Below are 19,480 nucleotides of genomic sequence, written 5' to 3' on the forward strand. Positions count from 1 at the left end.
CCTCAGGCTTGATAAATGGCGGTGGACGTCTTGTCGCGACGGAAGAACGCCAGGCGTTCTTCATCCAGGCACAAGCCCAGGCCCGGTGTATTCGGCACGTGCAGTTCAAAATCGCGATAGACCAGCGGTTCGCTGAGAATGTCTTCGGTCAGCAGCAGCGGGCCGAACAACTCGGTGTCCCAGGCCAGTTTGTTCAGGGTGATAAAGGCATGGGCCGAAGCCAGCGTGCCAATGGCGCCTTCGAGCATGGTGCCGCCGTAGAGGCCGATGCCGGCCGCTTCGGCAATCGCGGCGGTTCTCAGCACGGCGCGGGGGCCGCCGTTCTTGGCGATCTTCAGGGCGAACACCGAAGCGGCGCCCTCCCGCGCCAGGTTGAAGGCGTCTTCCACGCATTCGATGGATTCGTCGGCCATGATCGGCGCCGGGCTTATCGCATTCAGACGTGCCATGCCGGCGCGGTTGTTGCGCGAGATCGGCTGTTCGATCAGGTCGATGCCGTTGCTGCCGAGAATCCGGCAAGCGCGCAGTGCAACCGCTTCATCCCAGGCCTGATTGACATCGACCCGCACACTGGCGCGATCGCCCAGGGCTTTCTTGATCGCGATGACATGGGCCAGGTCGCGGTTGACCTCACCGGCACCGATTTTCAGTTTGAAGATCCGGTGGCGGCGCAGGTCGAGCATTTTCTGCGCTTCGGCGATGTCTTGCTCGGTGTCACCACTGGCCAACGTCCAGGCCACCGGCAGCGCATCGCGAACCCGGCCGCCCAACAACTCGCTGACCGGCAGGCCGAGGCGTTTGCCCTGGGCGTCAAGCAAGGCGGTTTCGATACCTGATTTGGCAAACGTATTGCCGCGAATACTGCGCTCCAGGCGCAACATCGCCGCATTCACATTGGCGCTGTCCTGGCCCAGCAGCAACGGCGCGAAGTGTTGATCGATGTTGGTCTTGATGCTGTCGGGGCTTTCATTGCCATACGCCAGGCCACCGATGGTGGTGGATTCGCCGACACCTTCGATGCCATCGGCGCAGCGCACACGGATGATCACCAGCGTCTGGTTCTGCATGGTGTGCATGGCGAGCTTGTGCGGGCGGATGGTCGGCAGATCGACGATGATCGTCTCGATCGATTCAATGGCTGTTGCACGCATGTCGATACCCGTCAGGTTCTTTAAATTCTGGGCTGAATTCTCATACGGCTTTAAAGTGACGGCCAATATAGAATTGGTCTGGCTTGATACCTTAAAGGTATTCAACCCATGCGCATCTGGAGGCTCCATGGAACTGCGTCACCTGCGTTACTTTCAGGTCGTGGCTCGCACGCTCAACTTCACCCGCGCCGCCGAGCAGTTGCACATCGCCCAGCCGCCCCTGAGCCGGCAGATCCAGCAACTGGAAGATGAGCTTGGGGTGCAACTGCTGGAACGCGGTCGGCCGCTGAAGCTCACCGACGCCGGACGGTTTTTCCATGAGCATTCAAGTGCGTTACTGGAGCAACTGGGCAAGGTCTGCGACAACACACGGCGGATCGGCCTCGGCGAAAAGACCTGGCTGGGCATCGGGTTTGCGCCGTCGACGCTCTATGGCGTGTTACCGGAACTGATTCGCCGCTTGCGCAACCATGAGCGTCTGGAACTGGAACTGGGGCTGTCAGAGATGACCACCCTGCAACAGGTGCAGGCGCTCAAGGCCGGGCGCATTGACGTGGGCTTCGGCCGTATTCGCATCGACGACCCGGCGATCATCCAGACCGTGTTGACCGAAGATCGCCTGGTCGCCGCCCTGCCCGCCGGCCACCCGCTGCTGGCCGGTCCGATCAGCCTGCGCGATCTGGCGAAGGAACCGTTCGTGCTCTACCCCGGCAACCCGCGGCCGAGCTACGCCGACCACGTGATCGCACTGTTCGAGTCCTATGGTGTGAGCATCCATGTGGCGCAATGGACCAACGAGTTGCAAACGGCAATTGGACTGGTCGGTGCTGGCATCGGCGTCACCCTGGTACCGGCCTCGGTGCAGTTGCTGCACCGCGACGACATCGGCTTCACCCCACTGCTGGAAGACAACGCCACTTCGCCGATCATCTTGAGCCGACGGGTGGGCGATGTGTCACCGGGGTTGAATCATTGTTTGCAGATGATTGATGAATTGTTGCCGAGAGATTAGTGCCGCAACACAACTGTAGGGGTTGTGTACGTCTGCAAATGTCGTGTTGTACGCGTTTACAGGTTTCAGCCAGCAAACGCCCGCCGCCCCGCGAGCATTTCGGTGCGAAGTTCGCCAATCAAGTTGGAAATATCGCGAATCGAGGTCAGGCGCGATGGCGAGACATAGGGCAACAACAGGTCGATCCGACCGGTCGCGGGGTCGAAGACCTTGATCCGCAATGAGCCGTCGGGGTTCACCGTGCAGTTGCACGAGAGCGGATCAAAACCTGACTCGACAATGCGGCAAATATCAAGAATCGAAACCATGACGGGGGCCTCCATGGCGATTGATCGGATTCAACCCGATCAGCATAGATCTGCTTTCACCAATCTGCGCCCGCAAACACCCACAATTAATGCGATCAGCTTCGCATTCTGGCGAGCATTCAGTGGGAATCTCCGTCCCAGAGCCAGTTCCAGATCCCCGGCAATTGCACCGGTTCCGCGCTTTCACTGACGGTGCGGGCCATGGCCGCGCGCTGCAATTGCCCTTGATCGTCGTAAAACGGCTTCGGCGCGGTGTTCACCCCGGTGGCCTGGGCGCTGTCGAGCAGGATTTGCAGGTATTCGCGGGCGTGCCGGGCGGAGTAGCGATTGAGGTCGTGGAAGGTCACCACCACCGGAATCACCCCATCGACCGTAGGCAATTCACCGTTGGCGATGCGCTCGCGCACTTCCGACAACTGGCGCAGCATGTTCGCGCGGCGTCGGGGGCTGGCGTTGAAGCCCCAGATCTTGCCGTCATTGGCGCTCAGGTCGGTCAGCAGCACGTGCATGCCGTGGCGCTGATAGGCGGCGAAGGTGCGTTTGTCGTAATTCCAGAACGGCGGACGCACCAGGGTCGGCGGCGCGCCGGTGATCGCGGCGATGTCGGCACTGCCTTTGCTCAGGGACTGCTCCAACTCTTCAGGGTCCAGCGAACGATGATTGGTGTGCGAGTGGGTGGCGGTGTGAAAGCCCAGGATCTGCCCTTCGGCGTGCTCGCGCTGCATGACCCGGCGCCCGATGTCGCTGTCGCCGGCCCGTGGCGCGCCGGTCTGGACGAAGAACACCGCTTTGATATTCGGCTGTATGTCGTTGTGCGCGAGGCTGTCGAGCACGGTGTCGGTCGGGTTCCAGAAGCTCGACGCGCTGGGGCCGTCATCGAAGGTCAGTAGGAAACGGATCGGTGCCTGGGTTTGCAGGCGTTGTTGCGTCTGCGGCGTCATCTCGATAGGCGCCGCAATGCAACCCGCCAACCCGATAACCAGGGCCAGCGTCGAGATCACCTTGAACAGTTGCGTCATGTTTTGCCTTGGGCCAGACCGTTGCGGTCATCACGTTAATGGCAAAAACCCCTCGCCAGGTGATCCTCCAATGGGCCCGCAGGTGGCCGCGGGCTCAGGTTGGATAAGGTTACACACTGTTTGGTTCACGCGCTTACGGATTAGTGCGTCAGTGCCTGCTGAAAGGAGTGATCGATGATCGGCGCCGTGGCCAAGGCTGTCGGCAATGCCTTGACCTTGAACAGGAAGTCCGCGGTGCTCTGCACATCCGCGGCAGCTTGCTGATCCCCCGGGCCGACCGTCATGTGCGCCTGGCGCAACCAATGGCGCGTGCCCGGTACAGCGCAGTGTTTGCCCAGCAACAGTGGCGCAACAGAGTGTTTCGTCGGGTACATCGATTGATCCCTCCAAGTCCCGCAAAGCCCCGGAAACCGGTGAAATCCGCCACATGGCACAGAGCCTGCAATATTCCTTTTATGCAGGAAGCATTCATAAAAACCATTAATCAGGACATAAGAATCCCGTTGCCTTGCCGGAGTTTCATCCATGAGTTCTCTCTTCCGTTTCCCCAACGCCAGGCACTTGATCAGCGCCGTCGCCATCGCCCTGAGTTTGCAACCCCTGGCCCAGGCCGCCGAAACCACCCCGGCCGAAGTGCATCTGGATTACGCCTATTACTCACCGGTCAGCCTGGTGCTCAAGCACTTCGGCTTCGTGGAAAAAGCCCTGCCCCAGACCAAGGTCGGCTGGGTGCTGAGTCAGGGCAGTAACCGCTCGCTGGAATACCTCAACAGCGGCGGCGTCGATTTCGCCTCCTCCGCCAGCCTCGCGGCGGTGTTGAGTCGCGCCAACGGCAGCCCGATCAAGTCGGTGTACGTTTACAGCCGCGCCGAATGGACCGCGCTGGTGGTGCGCAAGGATTCGCCCTACAAGACCGTGGCCGACCTCAAAGGCAAGAAAATCGCCGCCACCAAAGGCACTGACCCGTACCTGTTCACCCTGCGCAGTCTGCAACAGGCCGGGCTGAGCAATGACGATGTGGAGCTGGTGCATTTGCAGCACCCGGACGGCCGCACCGCGTTAGAAAAAGGTGATGTCGACGCTTGGGCCGGGCTCGATCCGCACATGGCGGCGAGCCAGGTCCAGGCCGGTTCTCGGTTGCTCTATCGCAACACCAACTTCAACAGTTACGGGGTGGTCAGCGTCACCGACCGCTACGCCAAGGAACACCCGAAAACCATCGAAAGCGTGCTCAACGCCTATGAACAGGCACGGGAATGGGCGGTTAAAAACCCGGAAGAACTGGCGAAGTTGCTTGCCGCTGAATCGGGCTTGCCGCTGGAAGTGGCGAAGCTGCAATTGTCGCGTACTGATTTGAGCAGTCCGCAATTGACGGCCAAGGATGTGATTGCGTCCAAGGCTGCGGCGCCGATTCTGGTGTCGGAAGAGTTGGTGCGCAAAGGGGTTAACGTCGATCAAGTCATTGATCAACTGATCGACACCGGTTTCAAAGAGACCGTGGCCCGTCAATAAAGAACGCTGCCCCCTGTAGGAGCGAGGCTTGCCCGCGAAGCTTTTGGCGATTTCAAAGGCCCCTTCGCGGGCAAGCCTCGCTCCTACAAGGGGCTGTGATCTGTCTGGAGAACCCCATGACCAGCAAAAGCAAAGACCTCCCCGCGCACTTGGCGCTACCTGAACCACAACGCCTGAACAACGCCTGGAAACTGCGCCTCAAAGGTCTGGCCCTGCCGATTGCGATCATCCTCATCCTGGAACTGGTCGTGCGCATCGGCTGGCTCCCCTCCTACCAAATGCCCGCCCCCAGCGAAGTCGCCCTGACCCTGCGCGACTTGGTCGAAGGCGCGCTGTGGAAGCACATTAGCGCCAGTCTGTTGCGGGTGTTGCTGGGTTTCGCCATCGGCGCCAGCCTGGCCCTGGTGTTTGCCGCGTGGGTCGGTTTGAGCCGCGAAGCCGAAGCTTATCTGGAGCCGACCTTCGCCGGCCTGCGTTCAATTCCGAGCCTGGCCTGGGTGCCGTTGTTGCTGCTATGGCTGGGCATCGACGAGACCTCGAAGATTGTCCTGATCGCCATCGGCGCCTTCTTCCCGGTGTACCTCAACGGCGTCGCCGCGATCCGCGACATCGACCGCAAACTGGTGGAAGTCGGGCAAATGTACGGCTTCAGCCGGGCGCGGCTGGTACGGCGGATTTTGCTGCCCGCCGCCCTGCCCGGCCTGTTCACCGGGTTGCGCAGCGGCATGAGCCTGGCCTGGATGTTCCTGGTGGCCGCCGAACTGATCGCCGCGACCAAAGGCCTCGGTTATTTGCTCAGCGACGGCCGCGAAACCTCGCGCCCGGACATCGTGCTCGCCGCGATCATCGTGTTGGCGGTGCTGGGCAAACTCAGCGACGGCATCCTCGCCAGCCTGGAGACACGTTTCCTGGCCTGGCGCGACACCTTCAACGGCCAAAGCGCGGAGGATTGAGGCATGACCGAACACCTGCTGGACATCCGCGTGGAGCGTAAAACCTTCGCCAGCACCACCGTGCTGAAGAACATCCACCTGCAATTGAAAGCCCGGGAAACCGTCAGCCTGCTCGGCCCCAGCGGTTGCGGCAAAAGCACCTTGCTGCGGATCGTCGCCGGGCTGGAAAAGGACTTTCAGGGCGAGTTGAAAAACAACGCCGGTGAAGTGGCGTTCGTGTTTCAGGAACCGCGCCTGATGCCGTGGCTGACGGTGGAACAGAACATCGGTTTCAGCGCCGACAGCCATTACGACAAGGCCTGGGTCGCGCAACTGATCGAAGAAGTCGGCCTCGGCGGTTTCGCCCAGGCGCTGCCCAAGGCCTTGTCTGGCGGCATGGCGCAACGGGTGGCCATCGCGCGCGGGCTGTATTCGCGCCCGCACGTGTTGTTGCTGGACGAGCCGTTCAGCGCGGTGGACGCCTTCACCCGGATGAAACTCCAGGACCTGATGTTGCAACTGGCCGAGCGCCACGCCATCGCCCTGCTGCTGGTGACTCACGATGTCGATGAAGCGTTGTACCTGAGCGACCGGGTGTTGGTGATGGACAATCGGCCGAGCAGCATTCGTCAGGAACTGGCCGTGGACCTGGCCCATCCCCGCGATCGTCGCGATCCGCTGCTGGCGCAGCTCAAAGCCTTGTCGCTGACCGAGTTGCAGCGCGCCCATGTCATCTAAGCTGAAATCTCCACTGGGAGGTTCAGTCGATGTGCGGACGCCTGTCGCAGTACCGGGGCATTCACGATTTCGTGGCGGTGTTGAGCATCCCCGACGCGTTGATCAACCACGTCGGCGATGAACCGCTGGCCCGTTATAACGCCGCGCCCACCACCCAACTGGCGCTGTTTCACCTGCAAAACGACGGGTTGCATGCCGACAACGTGCGCTGGGGTTGGCGGCCGCACTGGGCGAAGGATCGCGCGGCGCCGATTAACGCCCGGGTCGAGAAAGTCGCCCACGGCCCGTTCTTCCGGGCGATCTGGCCGCACCGCGCCATTTGCCCGATCGACAACTGGTTTGAATGGGTCGATGCCGGGGATTCGACGCGCCAGCCGTGGCTGATTCGCCACCGCGACCACACGCCGATTTACTGCGCGGCGATCGGCCAGTTCCCGGCCGCCGGTGCCGAGCCTCGGGGCGACGACGGTTTTGTGATCATTACCGCCGACGCTGAGGGCGGCCTGCTCGACGTCCACGACCGGCGACCGGTGGTGTTGTCAGCGGAGCTGGCGCGGGAATGGCTCGACCCGGCGACGCCCAGGGAGCGCGCCGAGCAGATGGTGTTGTGGCAAGGTGAAACCAGCGACCGTTTCCAATGGCACAGGGTCGGCAAAGCGGTGGGTAATGTTCGAAACCAGGGCGCCACGTTGATTGACGAGGTGCCTTGAGGGTTATCCAGCGTCTTTTAATTCCCTTACTAAAAAGTTGCCTATATAACCCAGACGTTCAAACGTTACATTCAGTGTTTCAAGCGCGAGACACTTATATATTCGCGGCCAATTGACGCACAACCGCCGGTCTGACATTCCAACCGTCATACATACATTTAACAGGACTACAGATAGCATGCGCGCCGCATTTCCATAAGCATGCCCGGTTGACCGAAGAGTCAACAACCTCAGGAAATCCCTACAACTTTTACACACTTTGCAGAGAAATAAGTTGCGCGACGATTTTGCAATCAAACAAGTCGATGGGCTGGACTGTGTCTATCTGTCAATGACAGAACACTTGCAACTCAACTGCTTTATCGGCAATTACATAAAGACTCGAAACCTGCACGCGGTCGTCAATATCGAACGCATTCTGCGCGCCACGCTGCAAAGCTATCCGGGCAAGCCGCCGGTGATGGTCAATGAAGTCAACGCCTGGATCGACAAGACCCTCGGTTATCGCGCCGCCCACCCCGACTTCCCTCATTTGGAAGACGCCTGAAGCCTCGCTGGCGGGTCATACGGCAGAAGAACTGAACGAACCCGCCCTGCAAACACTCTGAACAATGAGGCCGACCTGGCCTCTTGTTTTTCAGGCGCCCCTATTTCTGCATGACGCTGGCACCGCAGATCTCTCTGAATTCCCGCTCAACGACTAAGCCGATGGCCTGGCTGGCTCCAAAAAGGAATACATGAGCGAACTTGTCCCTTATGCCGTGCATTACCTGCTTGACGGTGTGCGACAACACTTTTTCAAATTGGCGGTGGGGTTTTCCGATGTGGAAGCCATCCATTCGGCTTCTGCTCATGCTTATCCCGAATCAGAACGCAAGATTGCCTCCCACGCGAGCCTCGAAACGGCGCGCGATAAAGCTCAGCAATTGGGTATTACGCAGATTCGCTGGAATGAGGCGATTTAAAGCATCGGTGCAAAAAAGATCGCAGCCTTCGTCGGCCCCCACCATTGCGTAGGAGCTGGCGAAGGCTGCGATCTTTTGAGCTTTCTTAAGGTTTCAGCGGCCTCTCCACATCCCGATCAGACAATTCCTTGCCATCATCCGGATGCTTCCAGTCCGGCGTTGAACGCCGTTGCCGCTTGATCTCTTCTTCGCTCGGTTCGTCCGCGTCTTCATCCATGTCCGGCTGCTTGGGTTCGGTTGTCATGTCCACCTCTCTTCCTGAAGGGAAATCAACTTCAAGCGTAGAACACTTCCGCCCGCCCGGCTCACAGCCACCAGCGCAGCAAAAAGAAGAAGCCCATGCTCAACAGCATGCTGAGCAACGTACTGCGCGTGTAGATCACCAGCCCCACCGCCACTAGCGAGCTGAGCAGGTACGGGTTGTCCCATTGCAGGTTCAATTGTTTGTCGGGCATGAACACAATCGGCCCGCAGATCGCCGTGAGCATGCCCGGCACCGCGAACCCGAGAAATTGCCGCGCATTGCTGCTCAACCGCACCGGCAAGCGCGGTTCGAGGAACACATAGCGGTTCAAAAACACCAACACGCCCATGCCGATAATCACTGCCCAAACGATCATGTGTGCTCCCGATACAGCTTGTTGCAGATAAACCCGGCGGTCATGCCCGCCAGCCCCGACAGCACCAGGGCCGAGCCCCATTGCCAATAGCTGAACAGCACCGAACAGAACAGCGACACCGCCACGCACACCACCGTCGGCACATTGCGCACCACCGGGGTGATCAGGGCGATGAAGGTCGCGGCGATGGAGAAGTCCAGGCCCAGATGCTCCAGCCCCGGAATGCTGCTGCCCAGGACGATGCCGGCCAGGGTGAACAGGTTCCAGGCGATATAGAACGTCAACCCCACGCCCAGGGCGTACCAGCGATTGAACTGTTGCTTGTCGTGCTGGCTGGTCAGGGCGAACAGCTCATCGGTGAGCAGAAAGCCCAAGCCCACCCGCCAGCGACCCGGCAACGGTGAAATCACCGAACGCATGCTCATCCCGTACAGCAAGTGCTGGGAGGTCAGCAGCAACGTGGTCAGCAGAATCGAAAAGACCCCGGCACCGCCCTTGAGCATGCCGATGGCCACCAGTTGCGCGGCACCGGCAAACACGATGCTCGACAAGCCCTGGCCTTGCAGCGGCGTGAGGTTGGCCTCGATGGCCATGGAGCCGGCCAGCAGCCCCCACGGCGCGGTGGCCAGGGACAACGGCATGATCGCCGCCGCGCCACGCAAAAAGGCGCTGCGCGGCATGAGTGAGTTCGACATAACGCTCTACAACCTGGGGAAAGACCGCCGACTGTGCCAGCAGACGCGGCCGAAGGCTTGAACAATCTTGCGCACTTGTGGCGCCCACTCTGAATTGATGGAGCGCAGGCCACCGCCCCGAGTAACATGGCGCCATTCACTTGAAGAGTCAGGGAGTCGACATGCTTTACCGAATCGCCGCCGACGGGCTGGTGCTGTTTCACTTGTTGTTCATTCTGTTCGTGCTGTTCGGCGGGCTGTTGGTGCTCAAATGGCGCCCGCTGATCTGGTGGCACGTACCCGCCGCTACGTGGGGCGTGATCGTGGAAGTCTTTCACCTGACCTGCCCGCTGACCTATTGGGAAAACCTGATGCGCGAGGCGGCTGGGCAAACGGTTTATGGTGGCGGTTTCATCGAGCATTACGTGTTGCCGGTCATCTATCCGGCCGGGCTGACACCGACGATTCAACTGGCGTTGGGCAGCGTGGTTTTGGCGATTAACGTGGTGGTGTATGTGCGGTTGATACGCTTGTGGAGATTGCGTCGAACGGCCTGACCGCCCCTTGTAGGAGCAAGGCTTGCCCGCGATAGCGCCGGCACGGTCAACATGGCCCCCCAGGCAGACCGCAGTGGCCGCATCGCGAGCAAGGTTTGCTCCTACGGTTCTGCCGTCACTGCTTTGCCCGATCTCAGTTGGCAATCACGCTCATATTCCGACCACTGGCCTTGGCCACGTATAACGCCTTGTCCGCCGCACCGACCAGGTCGTCAGGCGTGGCTTGCGAGGCCGGGTCGTAGGCGCAGACACCCAGGCTGACCGTCACCATGCCTTCGGCACTTTCACTGTGCTCGATGCCCGCCAGCTGTACCGCACGGCGGATTTTTTCCGCCACCAGGAAGGCACCGACATAGTCAGTGCCGGGCAACACCACGGCAAACTCTTCGCCGCCATAACGCACCGCGAGGTCGCCGGGGCGGTTGATGTTTTCGGTGATGATCGCGCTGATCTTGCGCAAGCACACATCGCCCGCCACATGCCCGTAGTGATCATTGAACAGTTTGAAGTGATCGACATCGATCATCAGCAACGCCAACCCATTCTGGCTGCGCCGGGCGCGGCCCATCTCCGCCACCATGAAAATATCGAACTGACGTCGATTGGCCAGCCCGGTCAGCGCATCTTCCAGGGCCAGCAGCTCCAGGCTGCGATTGACCTCCAGGAGTTTTTCCTGGGCGCCGAGCAACTCGCTTTGAATGTGATTCTGCTGGCGCATCACGCGAATCAGCCGGTAACCGAGCGCGCCGAGAAAGCTCAACAGCAACGCGACAATTGCCGCCGTGTTCAACGACTCCTGGCGCCAGGCGCCCAGCACCTCTTGCTTGTTCAGGGCGGCGGAAACCACCATCGGATAGCCGCTGACCCGGCGGAAACCCAAGACCCGTTCGACACCATCGACCACCGACTTGATGGTCGCCGTGCCGAAACTGGCATGGGGCAGCAGTTGGGTAAACAACGGCCCACTGGCGACACTGGTGCCGATGTCGGTTTCCCGGAAGGGGCGACGCACGATGATCGTGCCGTTGTCGGCCATCAGGTTGATGGCACCGTTTTGGCCCATGTCGATGCTGTCGTACAGCGACAGGAAGTGCGTGAGATAAATCGTCGCCACCGCCACGCCGGCGAAACGGCCGTCGGGATGATTGAGCCTGCGCGACACGGTCATGATCCATTCATCGGTCGAGCGGCTCTTGATCGACGGGCCGATATGCGGGCCACGGTCGGGATGGTCGCGATGGAAGATGAAGTATTCGCGGTCAGAGTTATTGGCGTCCGGCACATTGGCGCCATTGGAGTTGGCCAGCCAGTGGCCGTTTTCATCGAAGATGAACAAGCCATGCAGTTGCGTCAATTCCTGGCGCTGGGCACTGAGCAAACGTTGCAGTCGCGGCAGTTGCGCCGGCCCCACACCGTCATTTTCGAGACGGTCCACCAGGGAAAAGAGCAACGTGTCGGCCTGCTTGACCGTCGACTGCGCCTCGGCCGCCAGGGTCTGCGCCAGGTTGGACATCGCCACTTCTTTGTCATGCAAGTGGTACTGCCGCGAGTTCCAGGCCTCCCAGATCGCAATCGCCGCCATGGACAGGCACACCGCCACCAGCAGCACCACGGCATAACGCACCTTGAGCTTCGCCTCGACCTGCTCGGCCGATATCGACGGCGTGGGCTGAAGGGCTTCGATACGAACTTTTACGGACGGTTGTCCCATGACGTTCCTTGCATTCTTATAAAAAGGCGATGCTTCCTGATCGCTGACGACACTATAGCCATTACCGCCGGGTCTGCTTCAGCGCCTCCAGCCAGGCCGGATCCAGTCGGGTCTGGTCAGTGTCGAGGCCCAGGGCTTCCATTCGCTCCTTGTGCCGGTCCATCTCGCGAACCAACTGGCTGTGGTCGCTGGAGTTGGCGTCCAGCTCATGCATCTGGTGCAGCCCCAGGTGATAGAAACGCAGCAGCTTCATGGCGTCCGGATCATCCTTCTCCACCGCCGCCGTCACCTGATGCATGACATTGGTCACGCTCATCAGGCTGCGCTTGAGCCGCCAGCCGTATACGGCCGGCGCCATCCACGCCTCGTGCCAGAACCGGCCACGCATCAGCGCCGCCATCAGCAGCACCGCGACAAACACGCCGCCGACGTTAAAGCGCAGGTTGTCGCCGCCCGGCTCACCGAACAGCGCCACCGCCGCCGTCGACAGCACCATCGCCAGCGCCAGGAAAATCAGGGCGATGATCACCGTGCTGCGCCGGGTCTGGCGACGAAAGGTTTCGGCATTCATCGGCTGGATTTCGAACATAGTGGCTAGCGTCCTTGAATCAGTGAGCGAAAAGAGTGCGGGGCATTATCGCCTCTGCGGGGGATTTAGCTATGCTGGGGCTCCTTTTCATCTTTCCATCGTCAAACGGGGAACATGGCGAGACTGCGCAGTTCGTGCCATCTTCTTTCATGGATACATATTATTCGGATGCCAATCGCTCCTCCTGTATGAATGGCATCGTTTTAAGGATCATTGAATGTCCCAACGTCAAGTAATCAATGCCTCGGTCAGCCCTAAAGGCAGCCTGGAAACCCTGTCCCAACGTGAAGTTCAGCAATTGAGCGAAGCCGGTTCCGGCAGCACCTACACCCTGTTCCGCCAATGCGCCCTGGCCATCCTCAACACCGGCGCCCACGTTGATAACGCCAAGACCATCCTCGAAGCCTACAAGGACTTCGAAATCCGCATTCACCAACAGGACCGTGGCGTACGCCTGGAACTGCTGAACGCCCCGGCCGACGCCTTCGTCGACGGCGAAATGATCGCCAGCACCCGGGAAATGCTGTTCAGCGCCCTGCGCGACATCGTCTACACCGAAAACGAACTCGACGCCCAGCGCATCGACTTGAGCACCTCGCAAGGCATCAGCGACTACGTCTTCCACCTGTTGCGCAACGCCCGCACCCTGCGCCCTGGCGTGGAGCCGAAGATCGTGGTGTGCTGGGGCGGCCACTCGATCAACACCGAAGAATACAAATACACCAAGAAAGTCGGCCACGAACTGGGCCTGCGTAGCCTGGACATCTGCACCGGTTGCGGCCCCGGCGTGATGAAAGGCCCGATGAAAGGCGCGACCATCGCCCACGCCAAGCAGCGCATCCACGGCGGCCGTTACCTGGGTCTGACCGAGCCGGGGATCATCGCGGCCGAAGCGCCGAACCCGATCGTCAACGAACTGGTGATCCTGCCGGACATCGAAAAACGCCTGGAAGCCTTCGTCCGCGTCGGCCACGGCATCATCATCTTCCCGGGCGGCGCCGGTACCGCCGAAGAGTTCCTGTACCTGCTGGGCATCCTGATGCACCCGGACAACAAAGGCCTGCCCTTCCCGGTGGTCCTGACCGGGCCGAAACATGCGGCGCGGTATCTGGAGCAACTGGACGCCTTCGTCGGCGCCACCCTGGGCGACGCGGCGAAACAGCACTACACCATCATCATCGACGACCCGGCGGAAGTGGCGCGGCACATGACGGCCGGGCTCAAAGAGGTCAAGCAGTTCCGCCGCGAGCGCAACGATGCGTTCCACTTCAACTGGCTGTTGAAGATCGACGAAGGTTTCCAGCGCCCGTTCGACCCGACCCACGAAAACATGGCCAGCCTGCAACTGAGCCGCAGCCTGCCAGCCCACGAACTGGCGGCCAACCTGCGCCGCGCGTTCTCCGGCATCGTCGCCGGCAACGTCAAGGACAAGGGCATCCGCCTGATCGAAGAACACGGGCCATACCAGATCCGTGGCGACGCAGCGGTGATGCAACCGCTGGATCAACTGCTCAAGGCCTTCGTCGCCCAGCACCGGATGAAACTGCCGGGCGGCGCGGCCTATGTGCCGTGTTATCAAGTAGTTGCGTGATTAACCTGATGTAAGCCGTAACGTTGATCGTTCCCACGCTCTGCGTGGGAATGCAGCCCGGGACGCTCCGCGTCCCAGAAGCGGACGCAGAGCGCCCGTTGAAGCATTCCCACGCAAAGCGTGGGAACGATTAATGCGTCACAGGTGATCCGCATCAATCACCGCTTTGGCAAAGGCCTGCGGATCTTCCTGCGGCAAATTGTGGCCGATACCGCCATTGATCAACCGGTACTCATACTTGCCGGTAAAACGCTTGGCGTAATCTTCGGCTGCCGGGTGCGGTGCGCCGTTGGCGTCGCCCTCCAGGGTGATGGTCGGCACGCTGATGTTGGGCGCCTTGGCCAGTCGCTGTTCCAGCGCTTCATATTGCGGCTCGCCCTGGACGATACCCAGGCGCCAGCGGTAGTTGAATACCGTGATCGCCACATGATCCGGGTTGTCCAGCGCCGCCGCGCTGCGGTCGAAGGTGGCGTCGTCGAAGGTCCATTTTGGCGAGGCGGTTTGCCAGATCAGCTTGGCGAAGTCGTGGCGGTTCCTCGCGTAACCGGCCTCGCCGCGCTCGGTGGCGAAGTAGAACTGATACCACCATTGCAATTCGGCCTTGGGCGGCAATGGATTTTTGCCTGCGGCCTGGTTACCGATCAGGTAGCCACTCACCGCCACCAACGCCTCAACCCGCTCCGGCCACAGCGCCGCGACGATGTCCGCCGAGCGCGCACCCCAGTCGTAGCCACCCAGCACGGCTTTTTTGATCTGCAGCGCATCCATGAAATCGATGACATCACTGGCCAACGCAGCGGGCTGGCCGTTGCGCGGGGTCTTGTTCGACAGGAAATGCGTATCGCCGTAGCCACGCGCATAGGGGATCAACACCCGGTAACCCTTGGCCGCCAGCAACGGCGCCACGGCGCTGTAGCTGTGAATGTCGTAGGGCCAGCCGTGCAGCAGAATCACCACCGGACCGTCGGCCGGGCCAACCTCGGCGTACGCCACGTTCAGCAACCCGGCATTGACGTGCTTCAACGCGCCGAACGGGTCAGATTTGAGGGTGCTGGCGCTGGCCGCCACGGGCTCAGTGGTTTTAACATCGGCATGGGCCGAAAAAGCTGCAACGTTCAGGACCGCGAAGAGGCTGGCTGTAGCGAGTGTGTTCCAGGTCATGGTGATTTCCTCAGGGTTGCCAGTGAAGAGCATTGCGAGGTCAGTCGCCTTGGCTCGATGGATCCCATTGAACCGCCCCGAGGTATCTGCCATGTGTCGTAAAAGCCCGTTTATTACGGCGTAAGGTGTCAAACAGGGCCCTGGATACAACGCGATACAAAGCCCATGGGCAAGCCGACCGTCGCTCCCTAGAATGCCAACGTGCGAATAACAAGAGGGTTGGGCAATGGAACATGTGAACCACATCCTGATTGTCGACGACGATCGCGAGATCCGTGAACTGGTCGGCAATTACCTGAAGAAAAACGGCCTGCGCACCACCGTGGTCGCCGACGGCCGGCAGATGCGGCATTTCCTGGAAACCAATCAGGTCGACCTGATCGTGCTCGACCTCATGATGCCCGGCGAAGACGGCCTGGTGCTGTGCCGCGAATTGCGCTCGGGTAAGCACAAAGCCACGCCGATCCTGATGCTCACCGCCCGCAATGATGAAACCGACCGCATCCTCGGCCTGGAAATGGGCGCCGACGATTACCTGACCAAACCCTTCGCCGCCCGAGAACTGCTGGCGCGGATCAACGCCGTGCTGCGCCGCACCCGCATGCTGCCACCGAACCTGCTGATCACCGAAACCGGCCGCCTCCTGGGTTTTGGCCGCTGGCGCCTGGACACCAGCGCCCGCCACTTGCTCGACGAAGACGACACCATGGTCGCCCTCAGCGGCGCGGAATACCGCCTGCTGCGGGTGTTCCTCGACCACCCGCAACGGGTGCTCAGCCGTGACCAGTTGCTCAACCTGACCCAGGGCCGCGATGCCGACCTGTTCGACCGCTCCATCGATTTGCTGGTGAGCCGGCTGCGCCAGCGGCTGCTGGATGACTCCCGGGAACCGACCTACATCAAGACCGTGCGCAGCGAAGGCTACGTGTTCTCCTATCCGGTGGAATTGCTCGGCGAGCCGTCATGAAGGGCGTTTTGTATCCGTCTGTATAAGCACCCGCGCCAGATACGAATCCACCGATTTCGCGGCATTGCGGCACACATCACCGATACACCCCGGCGTTTAACTGTGACCACCCGATAGCACTGACCCTCTCGGCGCTACTGACTCACTCAACTTAAACCCACGGAGAATCATCCATGTTCAATTTCTCGAAAGTCTCGTCCCTGGCACTCGGTCTGGCACTGGTTGGCGGCCTCGGTCTGTCGAACCTGGCTTCGGCCAACACCCCAACCGTGCCCCAAACCCCGACTCAGCCACTGCTGGCGGAAGGCGGTTCGGATCGGCTGCAACAGAATCGCGTAGCCGAAGGTGGTGCCGATCGTTTGCAGGAACTGCGCGAAAGGGTTGCGCTGATCAGCCCGAGCAACGCAGTGCGCGGCGGTTTGGTGGTGGCGCAAAACCGTCCGGAGTTCGGTTCGAAATATCAGCGCTACTGATCGGTGGGACCAGGCCTGCTCCCACGGGGGTGACACGCGGGATCAACGCTCTCGATATCGACTATGCCTAATGGTGTTTTTTCATCGCCACGCTCCAGCACTAGAGTGGCGACAACTTCTTCCCACTCTCTGGAGCAACATCATGAAAAGCCTCATCGGTCTTACCTTCGCCCTTACCGTCCTTGGCGCCACGTCGGCTTACGCAGCACCACAAGCCGTTGCCGCCGTGAAAGTCGGCCATCCAGCCAGCCAGAACGTCAACACCGTCGGCATCGACACTGAACGCAAAGGCAGCGTCAACCTGCAACAGAACGCCGAGCAAGCCAAACTCTACGTCGCGGAAAACCGTCCTGAGTTCGGTTCGAAGTATCAGCGGATTGATGCTTGAGTCTCGTATAACAGGGGGCTTTTGTGGCGAGGGGGCTTGCCCCCGTTGGGTCGCGCAGCGGCCCCCTGCTTTTTTTCATGTGACACCGAGTTGCGTGGGTCTGCGACTGCTTCGCAGCCGAACGGGGTTAACCCCCCCCTCGCCACAAGTACTCATTTATTTCAGAACTCTCTTATGAGAGTTTTTTTGTGTCTTCCGCCAGCCGCATTGCCAACGCCTTCGCCTGGCTCGCCACATCCGTCACCGCCGTGCTCTCCCACCACATGCCCCGCAACGGCGGGCCCATGGCAAACAGCCGTTGGGCGACTTGCCCGTCGGCATCGAGCACCGCACCATCCACCGCCGCCGCAATCCCCAGCGCCAACGGTCCCGGTTTGATCAGCCCACGCGCCAGCAACTGCTGCGGTAACGGACGCGCGACTCGCCGCCAGTCGTATTCGATGCCACTGGAGTTGATCAGCGCCGCGCCGCTGACCACCACGGTTTCCGCTTCGCCACGGCGCCGAATGCGAATCCTCACTTCAGTGTTCAGCGAAGGTTCCAGCCCCTTGAACGAGGCCGCCTGAATCCGCAACCGCCCTTCCCCGTGCAGCCGTTCCACCAGTTCCGCGCTCAACGGCGGCGAGCGATGGTGATGACTTTCCCACCACGGCCGCACATGCCGCACAAACTGCCGACGTTGCGCGTCCGTCGCCTGATTCCATAACCGGCCGATATGCGCCCGCACCGTGTCGAGCGGCGATTGCCAGTCGATGCCTTGGGCGATAGCGTCCCGGCAATGCCGGCGCAACTCGCGCACCAACTGGCGCGGGGTTCGAATGCTGTGATCCTCGGCCAGAAAATCCACCCACGCCGGCGGCTGACGCCGGACATGCGGCAGCAGCCCATGCCGGGAAAACACTTCGATCGGCCCGCGATGCCCGGCCTGTTCCAGGGACACCACCGCATCGACCATGGTCAGGCCCGAGCCGATGATCAGCACCGTGGATTGCGGATCGAGTTGCCGCATAGCCGCCACATCCCATGGGTCCAGCGCTGCCGCGTTCAAACCGCTGGATTCGGTCTGCGGCGTGCGTGCCGCAGGGAACATCCCCGTGGCCAGCACCGCAAACGCGCCCTGCAAGCGTTGACCGTCGCTCAAGGTCAGTCGCACGGAATCATCGATGGTTTGCAGATCCACCACCTCCGCCCGTACATGCTCAACCGAAGAACCGTTCACCGCCCCCACCGCTTGTGCTTCCGCCAACCGCTGCTGCACGTACAAGCCGAAAAGCCCTCGCGGCGGGAACAACTCGCTGATCGGCACATGCTGCTGGTCCGACTCCGGCCAGCCACCGGCGGCGATGTAGTCGGTCAGCCATTGGGTCAGATCTTCGGCGTTGTCCGGGTCGACGCTCATCCGCGCCGCGTTACCGTTCAACGTGTGGCCCAACTCGACCGCGCTGTACGCCTCGCCCCGGCCCAGTTCCGCGCGGGGTTCGATCACCAGCAACGACCGCTGGCCGGGCAAACGCAATAACTGCGCCGCCAACATTGCGCCGCTGAGCCCGCCGCCAATGATCAGGATGTCTGCATGGCGGATGGCGTCGGTCGCCTGTCCGCTGGGGGTTTGGTTCATCGCATTCTCACGGTCAGTGTTTGCCTAAATAGAAATCGTGCAAATCGCCCCGAGCCAGCAGCTCTTCAGCGCTGCCGGACAACACCACCCGCCCCGTGTCGAGCACATAAGCCTGGGACGCGTACTTGAGCGCCACATTAATGTTTTGCTCGGCAATCAGGAAGCTCACCTGCTCGTCGCGATTGAGCTGGGCGACGATCTCGAAAATCTCCTGGACGATAATAGGCGCCAAACCCATGGAAGGTTCATCAAGCAGTACCAAAGTAGGACGCGTCATCAGCGCCCGACCGATGGCGACCATCTGCTGCTCGCCACCGGAGGTCAACCCGGCCTGGGTCTTGCGCTTGGTTTTCAGGCGCGGAAACCAGGCGTAGATGCGCTCCAGGTCCCGGGCCATGTCCTGGCGGCTCAAACGCCGGACAAACCCTCCGCTGCGCAGGTTGTCCTCCACCGTCAGTTGCGCGAACACGTGCCGGCCCTCCAACACATGGACCATGCCCTGGCGCACCCGGACGCTCGGATCAACCCCGTCCAGATCGCGCCCGAAAAACGCGATGCTGCCGCGACTGACTTGCGCCCGCTCGGCCCGCACCAGCCCGGAAATCGCCTTGAGCGTGGTGCTTTTACCGGCGCCGTTGGCCCCGAGCAACGCGACGATGCCGCCCTTGGGCACCGCCAGCGAGACCCCGGCCACCGCCAGGATCGTGCCGTCGTAGATCACTTCGATGTCTTTGACCTGCAACAGGTCATGGGCGGCGATGTCGCTGGCGGCGTGGCTCATGGC

The 19,480-nt window shown here is 61.0% G+C and carries 23 protein-coding genes and 1 pseudogene; 12 read left to right on the plus strand and 12 right to left on the minus strand.

Annotation, left to right across the window (positions count from 1 at the left end; all coding sequences use genetic code 11):
• Positions 1-2 precede the first annotated feature (2 nt).
• The gene (locus FQ192_RS09265; protein ID WP_149658338.1) at positions 3-1,151 is read right to left on the minus strand and encodes a muconate cycloisomerase family protein; all 1,149 of its coding nucleotides are present in this window, start codon (positions 1,149-1,151) and stop codon (positions 3-5) included.
• A 127-nt stretch (positions 1,152-1,278) separates the two neighbouring features.
• Here FQ192_RS09265 and FQ192_RS09270 point away from each other — a divergent pair, with 127 nt between their 5' ends.
• Positions 1,279-2,163, plus strand: a complete 885-nt coding sequence (locus FQ192_RS09270) for a LysR family transcriptional regulator (protein WP_149658339.1) — start codon at positions 1,279-1,281, stop codon at positions 2,161-2,163.
• Positions 2,164-2,228: 65 nt separating this feature from the next.
• Here FQ192_RS09270 and FQ192_RS09275 read toward each other — a convergent pair whose 3' ends face one another.
• The 3 genes and pseudogenes from FQ192_RS09275 to FQ192_RS09285 form a co-directional block, all read right to left on the minus strand.
• Positions 2,229-2,471: a DUF1652 domain-containing protein gene (locus tag FQ192_RS09275; RefSeq protein WP_149658340.1), complete on the minus strand. Its 243-nt coding sequence runs from the start codon at positions 2,469-2,471 to the stop codon at positions 2,229-2,231.
• 119 nt (positions 2,472-2,590) lie between these two features.
• Complete coding sequence (locus tag FQ192_RS09280) at positions 2,591-3,490, minus strand: polysaccharide deacetylase family protein (protein WP_149658341.1); 900 nt, start codon at positions 3,488-3,490, stop codon at positions 2,591-2,593.
• A 140-nt stretch (positions 3,491-3,630) separates the two neighbouring features.
• Positions 3,631-3,801: pseudogene (locus FQ192_RS09285) on the minus strand (ABC transporter substrate-binding protein); the annotation flags it as partial.
• A gap of 214 nt (positions 3,802-4,015) precedes the next feature.
• Here FQ192_RS09285 and FQ192_RS09290 point away from each other — a divergent pair.
• The 6 genes from FQ192_RS09290 (at position 4,016) to FQ192_RS09315 (ending at position 8,347) form a co-directional block, all read left to right on the plus strand.
• Positions 4,016-5,002: an aliphatic sulfonate ABC transporter substrate-binding protein gene (locus FQ192_RS09290; protein ID WP_149658342.1), complete on the plus strand. Its 987-nt coding sequence runs from the start codon at positions 4,016-4,018 to the stop codon at positions 5,000-5,002.
• A gap of 116 nt (positions 5,003-5,118) precedes the next feature.
• A complete protein-coding gene (locus FQ192_RS09295; RefSeq protein WP_149658343.1) occupies positions 5,119-5,955 on the plus strand; it encodes an ABC transporter permease in 837 nt (278 codons plus the stop codon).
• A gap of 3 nt (positions 5,956-5,958) precedes the next feature.
• A complete protein-coding gene (locus tag FQ192_RS09300; protein WP_149658344.1) occupies positions 5,959-6,672 on the plus strand; it encodes an ABC transporter ATP-binding protein in 714 nt (237 codons plus the stop codon).
• A 29-nt stretch (positions 6,673-6,701) separates the two neighbouring features.
• Positions 6,702-7,382, plus strand: coding sequence for an SOS response-associated peptidase family protein (locus tag FQ192_RS09305; protein ID WP_149658345.1), 681 nt, complete (start codon positions 6,702-6,704; stop codon positions 7,380-7,382).
• 274 nt (positions 7,383-7,656) lie between these two features.
• Positions 7,657-7,929, plus strand: a complete 273-nt coding sequence (locus FQ192_RS09310; protein ID WP_149658346.1) for a hypothetical protein — start codon at positions 7,657-7,659, stop codon at positions 7,927-7,929.
• A gap of 190 nt (positions 7,930-8,119) precedes the next feature.
• A complete protein-coding gene (locus tag FQ192_RS09315) occupies positions 8,120-8,347 on the plus strand; it encodes a DUF6555 family protein (RefSeq protein WP_149658347.1) in 228 nt (75 codons plus the stop codon).
• 85 nt (positions 8,348-8,432) lie between these two features.
• Here FQ192_RS09315 and FQ192_RS33975 read toward each other — a convergent pair whose 3' ends face one another.
• The 3 genes from FQ192_RS33975 to FQ192_RS09325 all read right to left on the minus strand — a co-directional run bounded on the left by FQ192_RS33975 (position 8,433) and on the right by FQ192_RS09325 (position 9,662).
• A complete protein-coding gene (locus tag FQ192_RS33975; RefSeq protein ID WP_178129064.1) occupies positions 8,433-8,591 on the minus strand; it encodes a hypothetical protein in 159 nt (52 codons plus the stop codon).
• Positions 8,592-8,652: 61 nt separating this feature from the next.
• Positions 8,653-8,967, minus strand: a complete 315-nt coding sequence (locus FQ192_RS09320) for an AzlD domain-containing protein (protein WP_149658348.1) — start codon at positions 8,965-8,967, stop codon at positions 8,653-8,655.
• On the minus strand, positions 8,964-9,662 hold the full coding sequence (locus FQ192_RS09325) for an AzlC family ABC transporter permease (RefSeq protein ID WP_149658349.1): 699 nt from the start codon (positions 9,660-9,662) through the stop codon (positions 8,964-8,966). Before FQ192_RS09325 ends, FQ192_RS09320 begins: the two co-directional genes overlap by 4 nt.
• Before the next feature lie 161 nt (positions 9,663-9,823).
• Between FQ192_RS09325 and FQ192_RS09330 the strand changes: the two genes are divergently transcribed.
• Positions 9,824-10,198 carry a DUF2784 domain-containing protein gene (locus tag FQ192_RS09330; protein WP_149658350.1) on the plus strand — a complete coding sequence of 125 codons (375 nt, stop codon included), beginning with the start codon at positions 9,824-9,826 and terminating at the stop codon, positions 10,196-10,198.
• Between the two features lie 133 nt (positions 10,199-10,331).
• Here the strand turns inward: FQ192_RS09330 and FQ192_RS09335 are convergent, their stop codons facing one another.
• Entirely contained in the window at positions 10,332-11,909 is a 1,578-nt protein-coding gene (locus FQ192_RS09335; RefSeq protein ID WP_149658351.1) for a diguanylate cyclase, read from the minus strand.
• A 61-nt stretch (positions 11,910-11,970) separates the two neighbouring features.
• Positions 11,971-12,498 carry a DUF3087 domain-containing protein gene (locus FQ192_RS09340; protein WP_149658352.1) on the minus strand — a complete coding sequence of 176 codons (528 nt, stop codon included), beginning with the start codon at positions 12,496-12,498 and terminating at the stop codon, positions 11,971-11,973.
• Between the two features lie 217 nt (positions 12,499-12,715).
• Between FQ192_RS09340 and ppnN the strand changes: the two genes are divergently transcribed.
• Positions 12,716-14,089 (plus strand): nucleotide 5'-monophosphate nucleosidase PpnN, encoded by a 1,374-nt coding sequence (gene ppnN, locus FQ192_RS09345; RefSeq protein ID WP_149658353.1) that lies wholly within the window; start codon positions 12,716-12,718, stop codon positions 14,087-14,089.
• 138 nt (positions 14,090-14,227) lie between these two features.
• Here ppnN and FQ192_RS09350 read toward each other — a convergent pair whose 3' ends face one another.
• The gene (locus FQ192_RS09350; RefSeq protein ID WP_256672238.1) at positions 14,228-15,250 is read right to left on the minus strand and encodes an alpha/beta fold hydrolase; all 1,023 of its coding nucleotides are present in this window, start codon (positions 15,248-15,250) and stop codon (positions 14,228-14,230) included.
• A gap of 226 nt (positions 15,251-15,476) precedes the next feature.
• On the opposite strand from FQ192_RS09350, the gene FQ192_RS09355 reads away from it, so the two are divergent.
• From FQ192_RS09355 to FQ192_RS09365, 3 genes are all read left to right on the plus strand, one after another.
• The gene (locus FQ192_RS09355; RefSeq protein WP_149658355.1) at positions 15,477-16,217 is read left to right on the plus strand and encodes a response regulator; all 741 of its coding nucleotides are present in this window, start codon (positions 15,477-15,479) and stop codon (positions 16,215-16,217) included.
• Between the two features lie 173 nt (positions 16,218-16,390).
• Complete coding sequence (locus tag FQ192_RS09360) at positions 16,391-16,690, plus strand: phage infection protein (protein ID WP_149658356.1); 300 nt, start codon at positions 16,391-16,393, stop codon at positions 16,688-16,690.
• 142 nt (positions 16,691-16,832) lie between these two features.
• The gene (locus FQ192_RS09365; protein ID WP_149658357.1) at positions 16,833-17,078 is read left to right on the plus strand and encodes a hypothetical protein; all 246 of its coding nucleotides are present in this window, start codon (positions 16,833-16,835) and stop codon (positions 17,076-17,078) included.
• Positions 17,079-17,250: 172 nt separating this feature from the next.
• Here FQ192_RS09365 and FQ192_RS09370 read toward each other — a convergent pair whose 3' ends face one another.
• The gene (locus tag FQ192_RS09370) at positions 17,251-18,696 is read right to left on the minus strand and encodes an FAD/NAD(P)-binding protein (RefSeq protein ID WP_149658358.1); all 1,446 of its coding nucleotides are present in this window, start codon (positions 18,694-18,696) and stop codon (positions 17,251-17,253) included.
• A 13-nt stretch (positions 18,697-18,709) separates the two neighbouring features.
• A complete protein-coding gene (locus FQ192_RS09375; RefSeq protein ID WP_149658359.1) occupies positions 18,710-19,477 on the minus strand; it encodes an ABC transporter ATP-binding protein in 768 nt (255 codons plus the stop codon).
• Positions 19,478-19,480 lie beyond the last annotated feature (3 nt).

Source organism: Pseudomonas sp. ANT_J12, from assembly GCF_008370045.1.
Classification (GTDB): Bacteria; Pseudomonadota; Gammaproteobacteria; order Pseudomonadales; family Pseudomonadaceae; genus Aquipseudomonas.

What these genes read in the sequence shown, in the direction of transcription:
- FQ192_RS09270 (WP_149658339.1), top strand. Translation starts at nt 1,279, where the DNA reads ATGGAACTGCGTCACCTGCGTTACTTTCAGGTCGTGGCTCGCACGCTC.
- FQ192_RS09280 (WP_149658341.1), bottom strand. Translation starts at nt 3,490, where the DNA reads ATGACGCAACTGTTCAAGGTGATCTCGACGCTGGCCCTGGTTATCGGG.
- FQ192_RS09350 (WP_256672238.1), bottom strand. Translation starts at nt 15,250, where the DNA reads ATGACCTGGAACACACTCGCTACAGCCAGCCTCTTCGCGGTCCTGAAC.
- FQ192_RS09295 (WP_149658343.1), top strand. Translation starts at nt 5,119, where the DNA reads ATGACCAGCAAAAGCAAAGACCTCCCCGCGCACTTGGCGCTACCTGAA.
- FQ192_RS09325 (WP_149658349.1), bottom strand. Translation starts at nt 9,662, where the DNA reads ATGTCGAACTCACTCATGCCGCGCAGCGCCTTTTTGCGTGGCGCGGCG.
- FQ192_RS09320 (WP_149658348.1), bottom strand. Translation starts at nt 8,967, where the DNA reads ATGATCGTTTGGGCAGTGATTATCGGCATGGGCGTGTTGGTGTTTTTG.
- FQ192_RS09265 (WP_149658338.1), bottom strand. Translation starts at nt 1,151, where the DNA reads ATGCGTGCAACAGCCATTGAATCGATCGAGACGATCATCGTCGATCTG.
- FQ192_RS09375 (WP_149658359.1), bottom strand. Translation starts at nt 19,477, where the DNA reads ATGAGCCACGCCGCCAGCGACATCGCCGCCCATGACCTGTTGCAGGTC.
- FQ192_RS09315 (WP_149658347.1), top strand. Translation starts at nt 8,120, where the DNA reads ATGAGCGAACTTGTCCCTTATGCCGTGCATTACCTGCTTGACGGTGTG.
- FQ192_RS09365 (WP_149658357.1), top strand. Translation starts at nt 16,833, where the DNA reads ATGAAAAGCCTCATCGGTCTTACCTTCGCCCTTACCGTCCTTGGCGCC.
- FQ192_RS09340 (WP_149658352.1), bottom strand. Translation starts at nt 12,498, where the DNA reads ATGTTCGAAATCCAGCCGATGAATGCCGAAACCTTTCGTCGCCAGACC.
- FQ192_RS09300 (WP_149658344.1), top strand. Translation starts at nt 5,959, where the DNA reads ATGACCGAACACCTGCTGGACATCCGCGTGGAGCGTAAAACCTTCGCC.
- FQ192_RS09335 (WP_149658351.1), bottom strand. Translation starts at nt 11,909, where the DNA reads ATGGGACAACCGTCCGTAAAAGTTCGTATCGAAGCCCTTCAGCCCACG.
- ppnN (WP_149658353.1), top strand. Translation starts at nt 12,716, where the DNA reads ATGTCCCAACGTCAAGTAATCAATGCCTCGGTCAGCCCTAAAGGCAGC.
- FQ192_RS09290 (WP_149658342.1), top strand. Translation starts at nt 4,016, where the DNA reads ATGAGTTCTCTCTTCCGTTTCCCCAACGCCAGGCACTTGATCAGCGCC.
- FQ192_RS09360 (WP_149658356.1), top strand. Translation starts at nt 16,391, where the DNA reads ATGTTCAATTTCTCGAAAGTCTCGTCCCTGGCACTCGGTCTGGCACTG.
- FQ192_RS09305 (WP_149658345.1), top strand. Translation starts at nt 6,702, where the DNA reads ATGTGCGGACGCCTGTCGCAGTACCGGGGCATTCACGATTTCGTGGCG.
- FQ192_RS09275 (WP_149658340.1), bottom strand. Translation starts at nt 2,471, where the DNA reads ATGGTTTCGATTCTTGATATTTGCCGCATTGTCGAGTCAGGTTTTGAT.
- FQ192_RS09355 (WP_149658355.1), top strand. Translation starts at nt 15,477, where the DNA reads ATGGAACATGTGAACCACATCCTGATTGTCGACGACGATCGCGAGATC.
- FQ192_RS33975 (WP_178129064.1), bottom strand. Translation starts at nt 8,591, where the DNA reads ATGACAACCGAACCCAAGCAGCCGGACATGGATGAAGACGCGGACGAA.
- FQ192_RS09330 (WP_149658350.1), top strand. Translation starts at nt 9,824, where the DNA reads ATGCTTTACCGAATCGCCGCCGACGGGCTGGTGCTGTTTCACTTGTTG.
- FQ192_RS09370 (WP_149658358.1), bottom strand. Translation starts at nt 18,696, where the DNA reads ATGAACCAAACCCCCAGCGGACAGGCGACCGACGCCATCCGCCATGCA.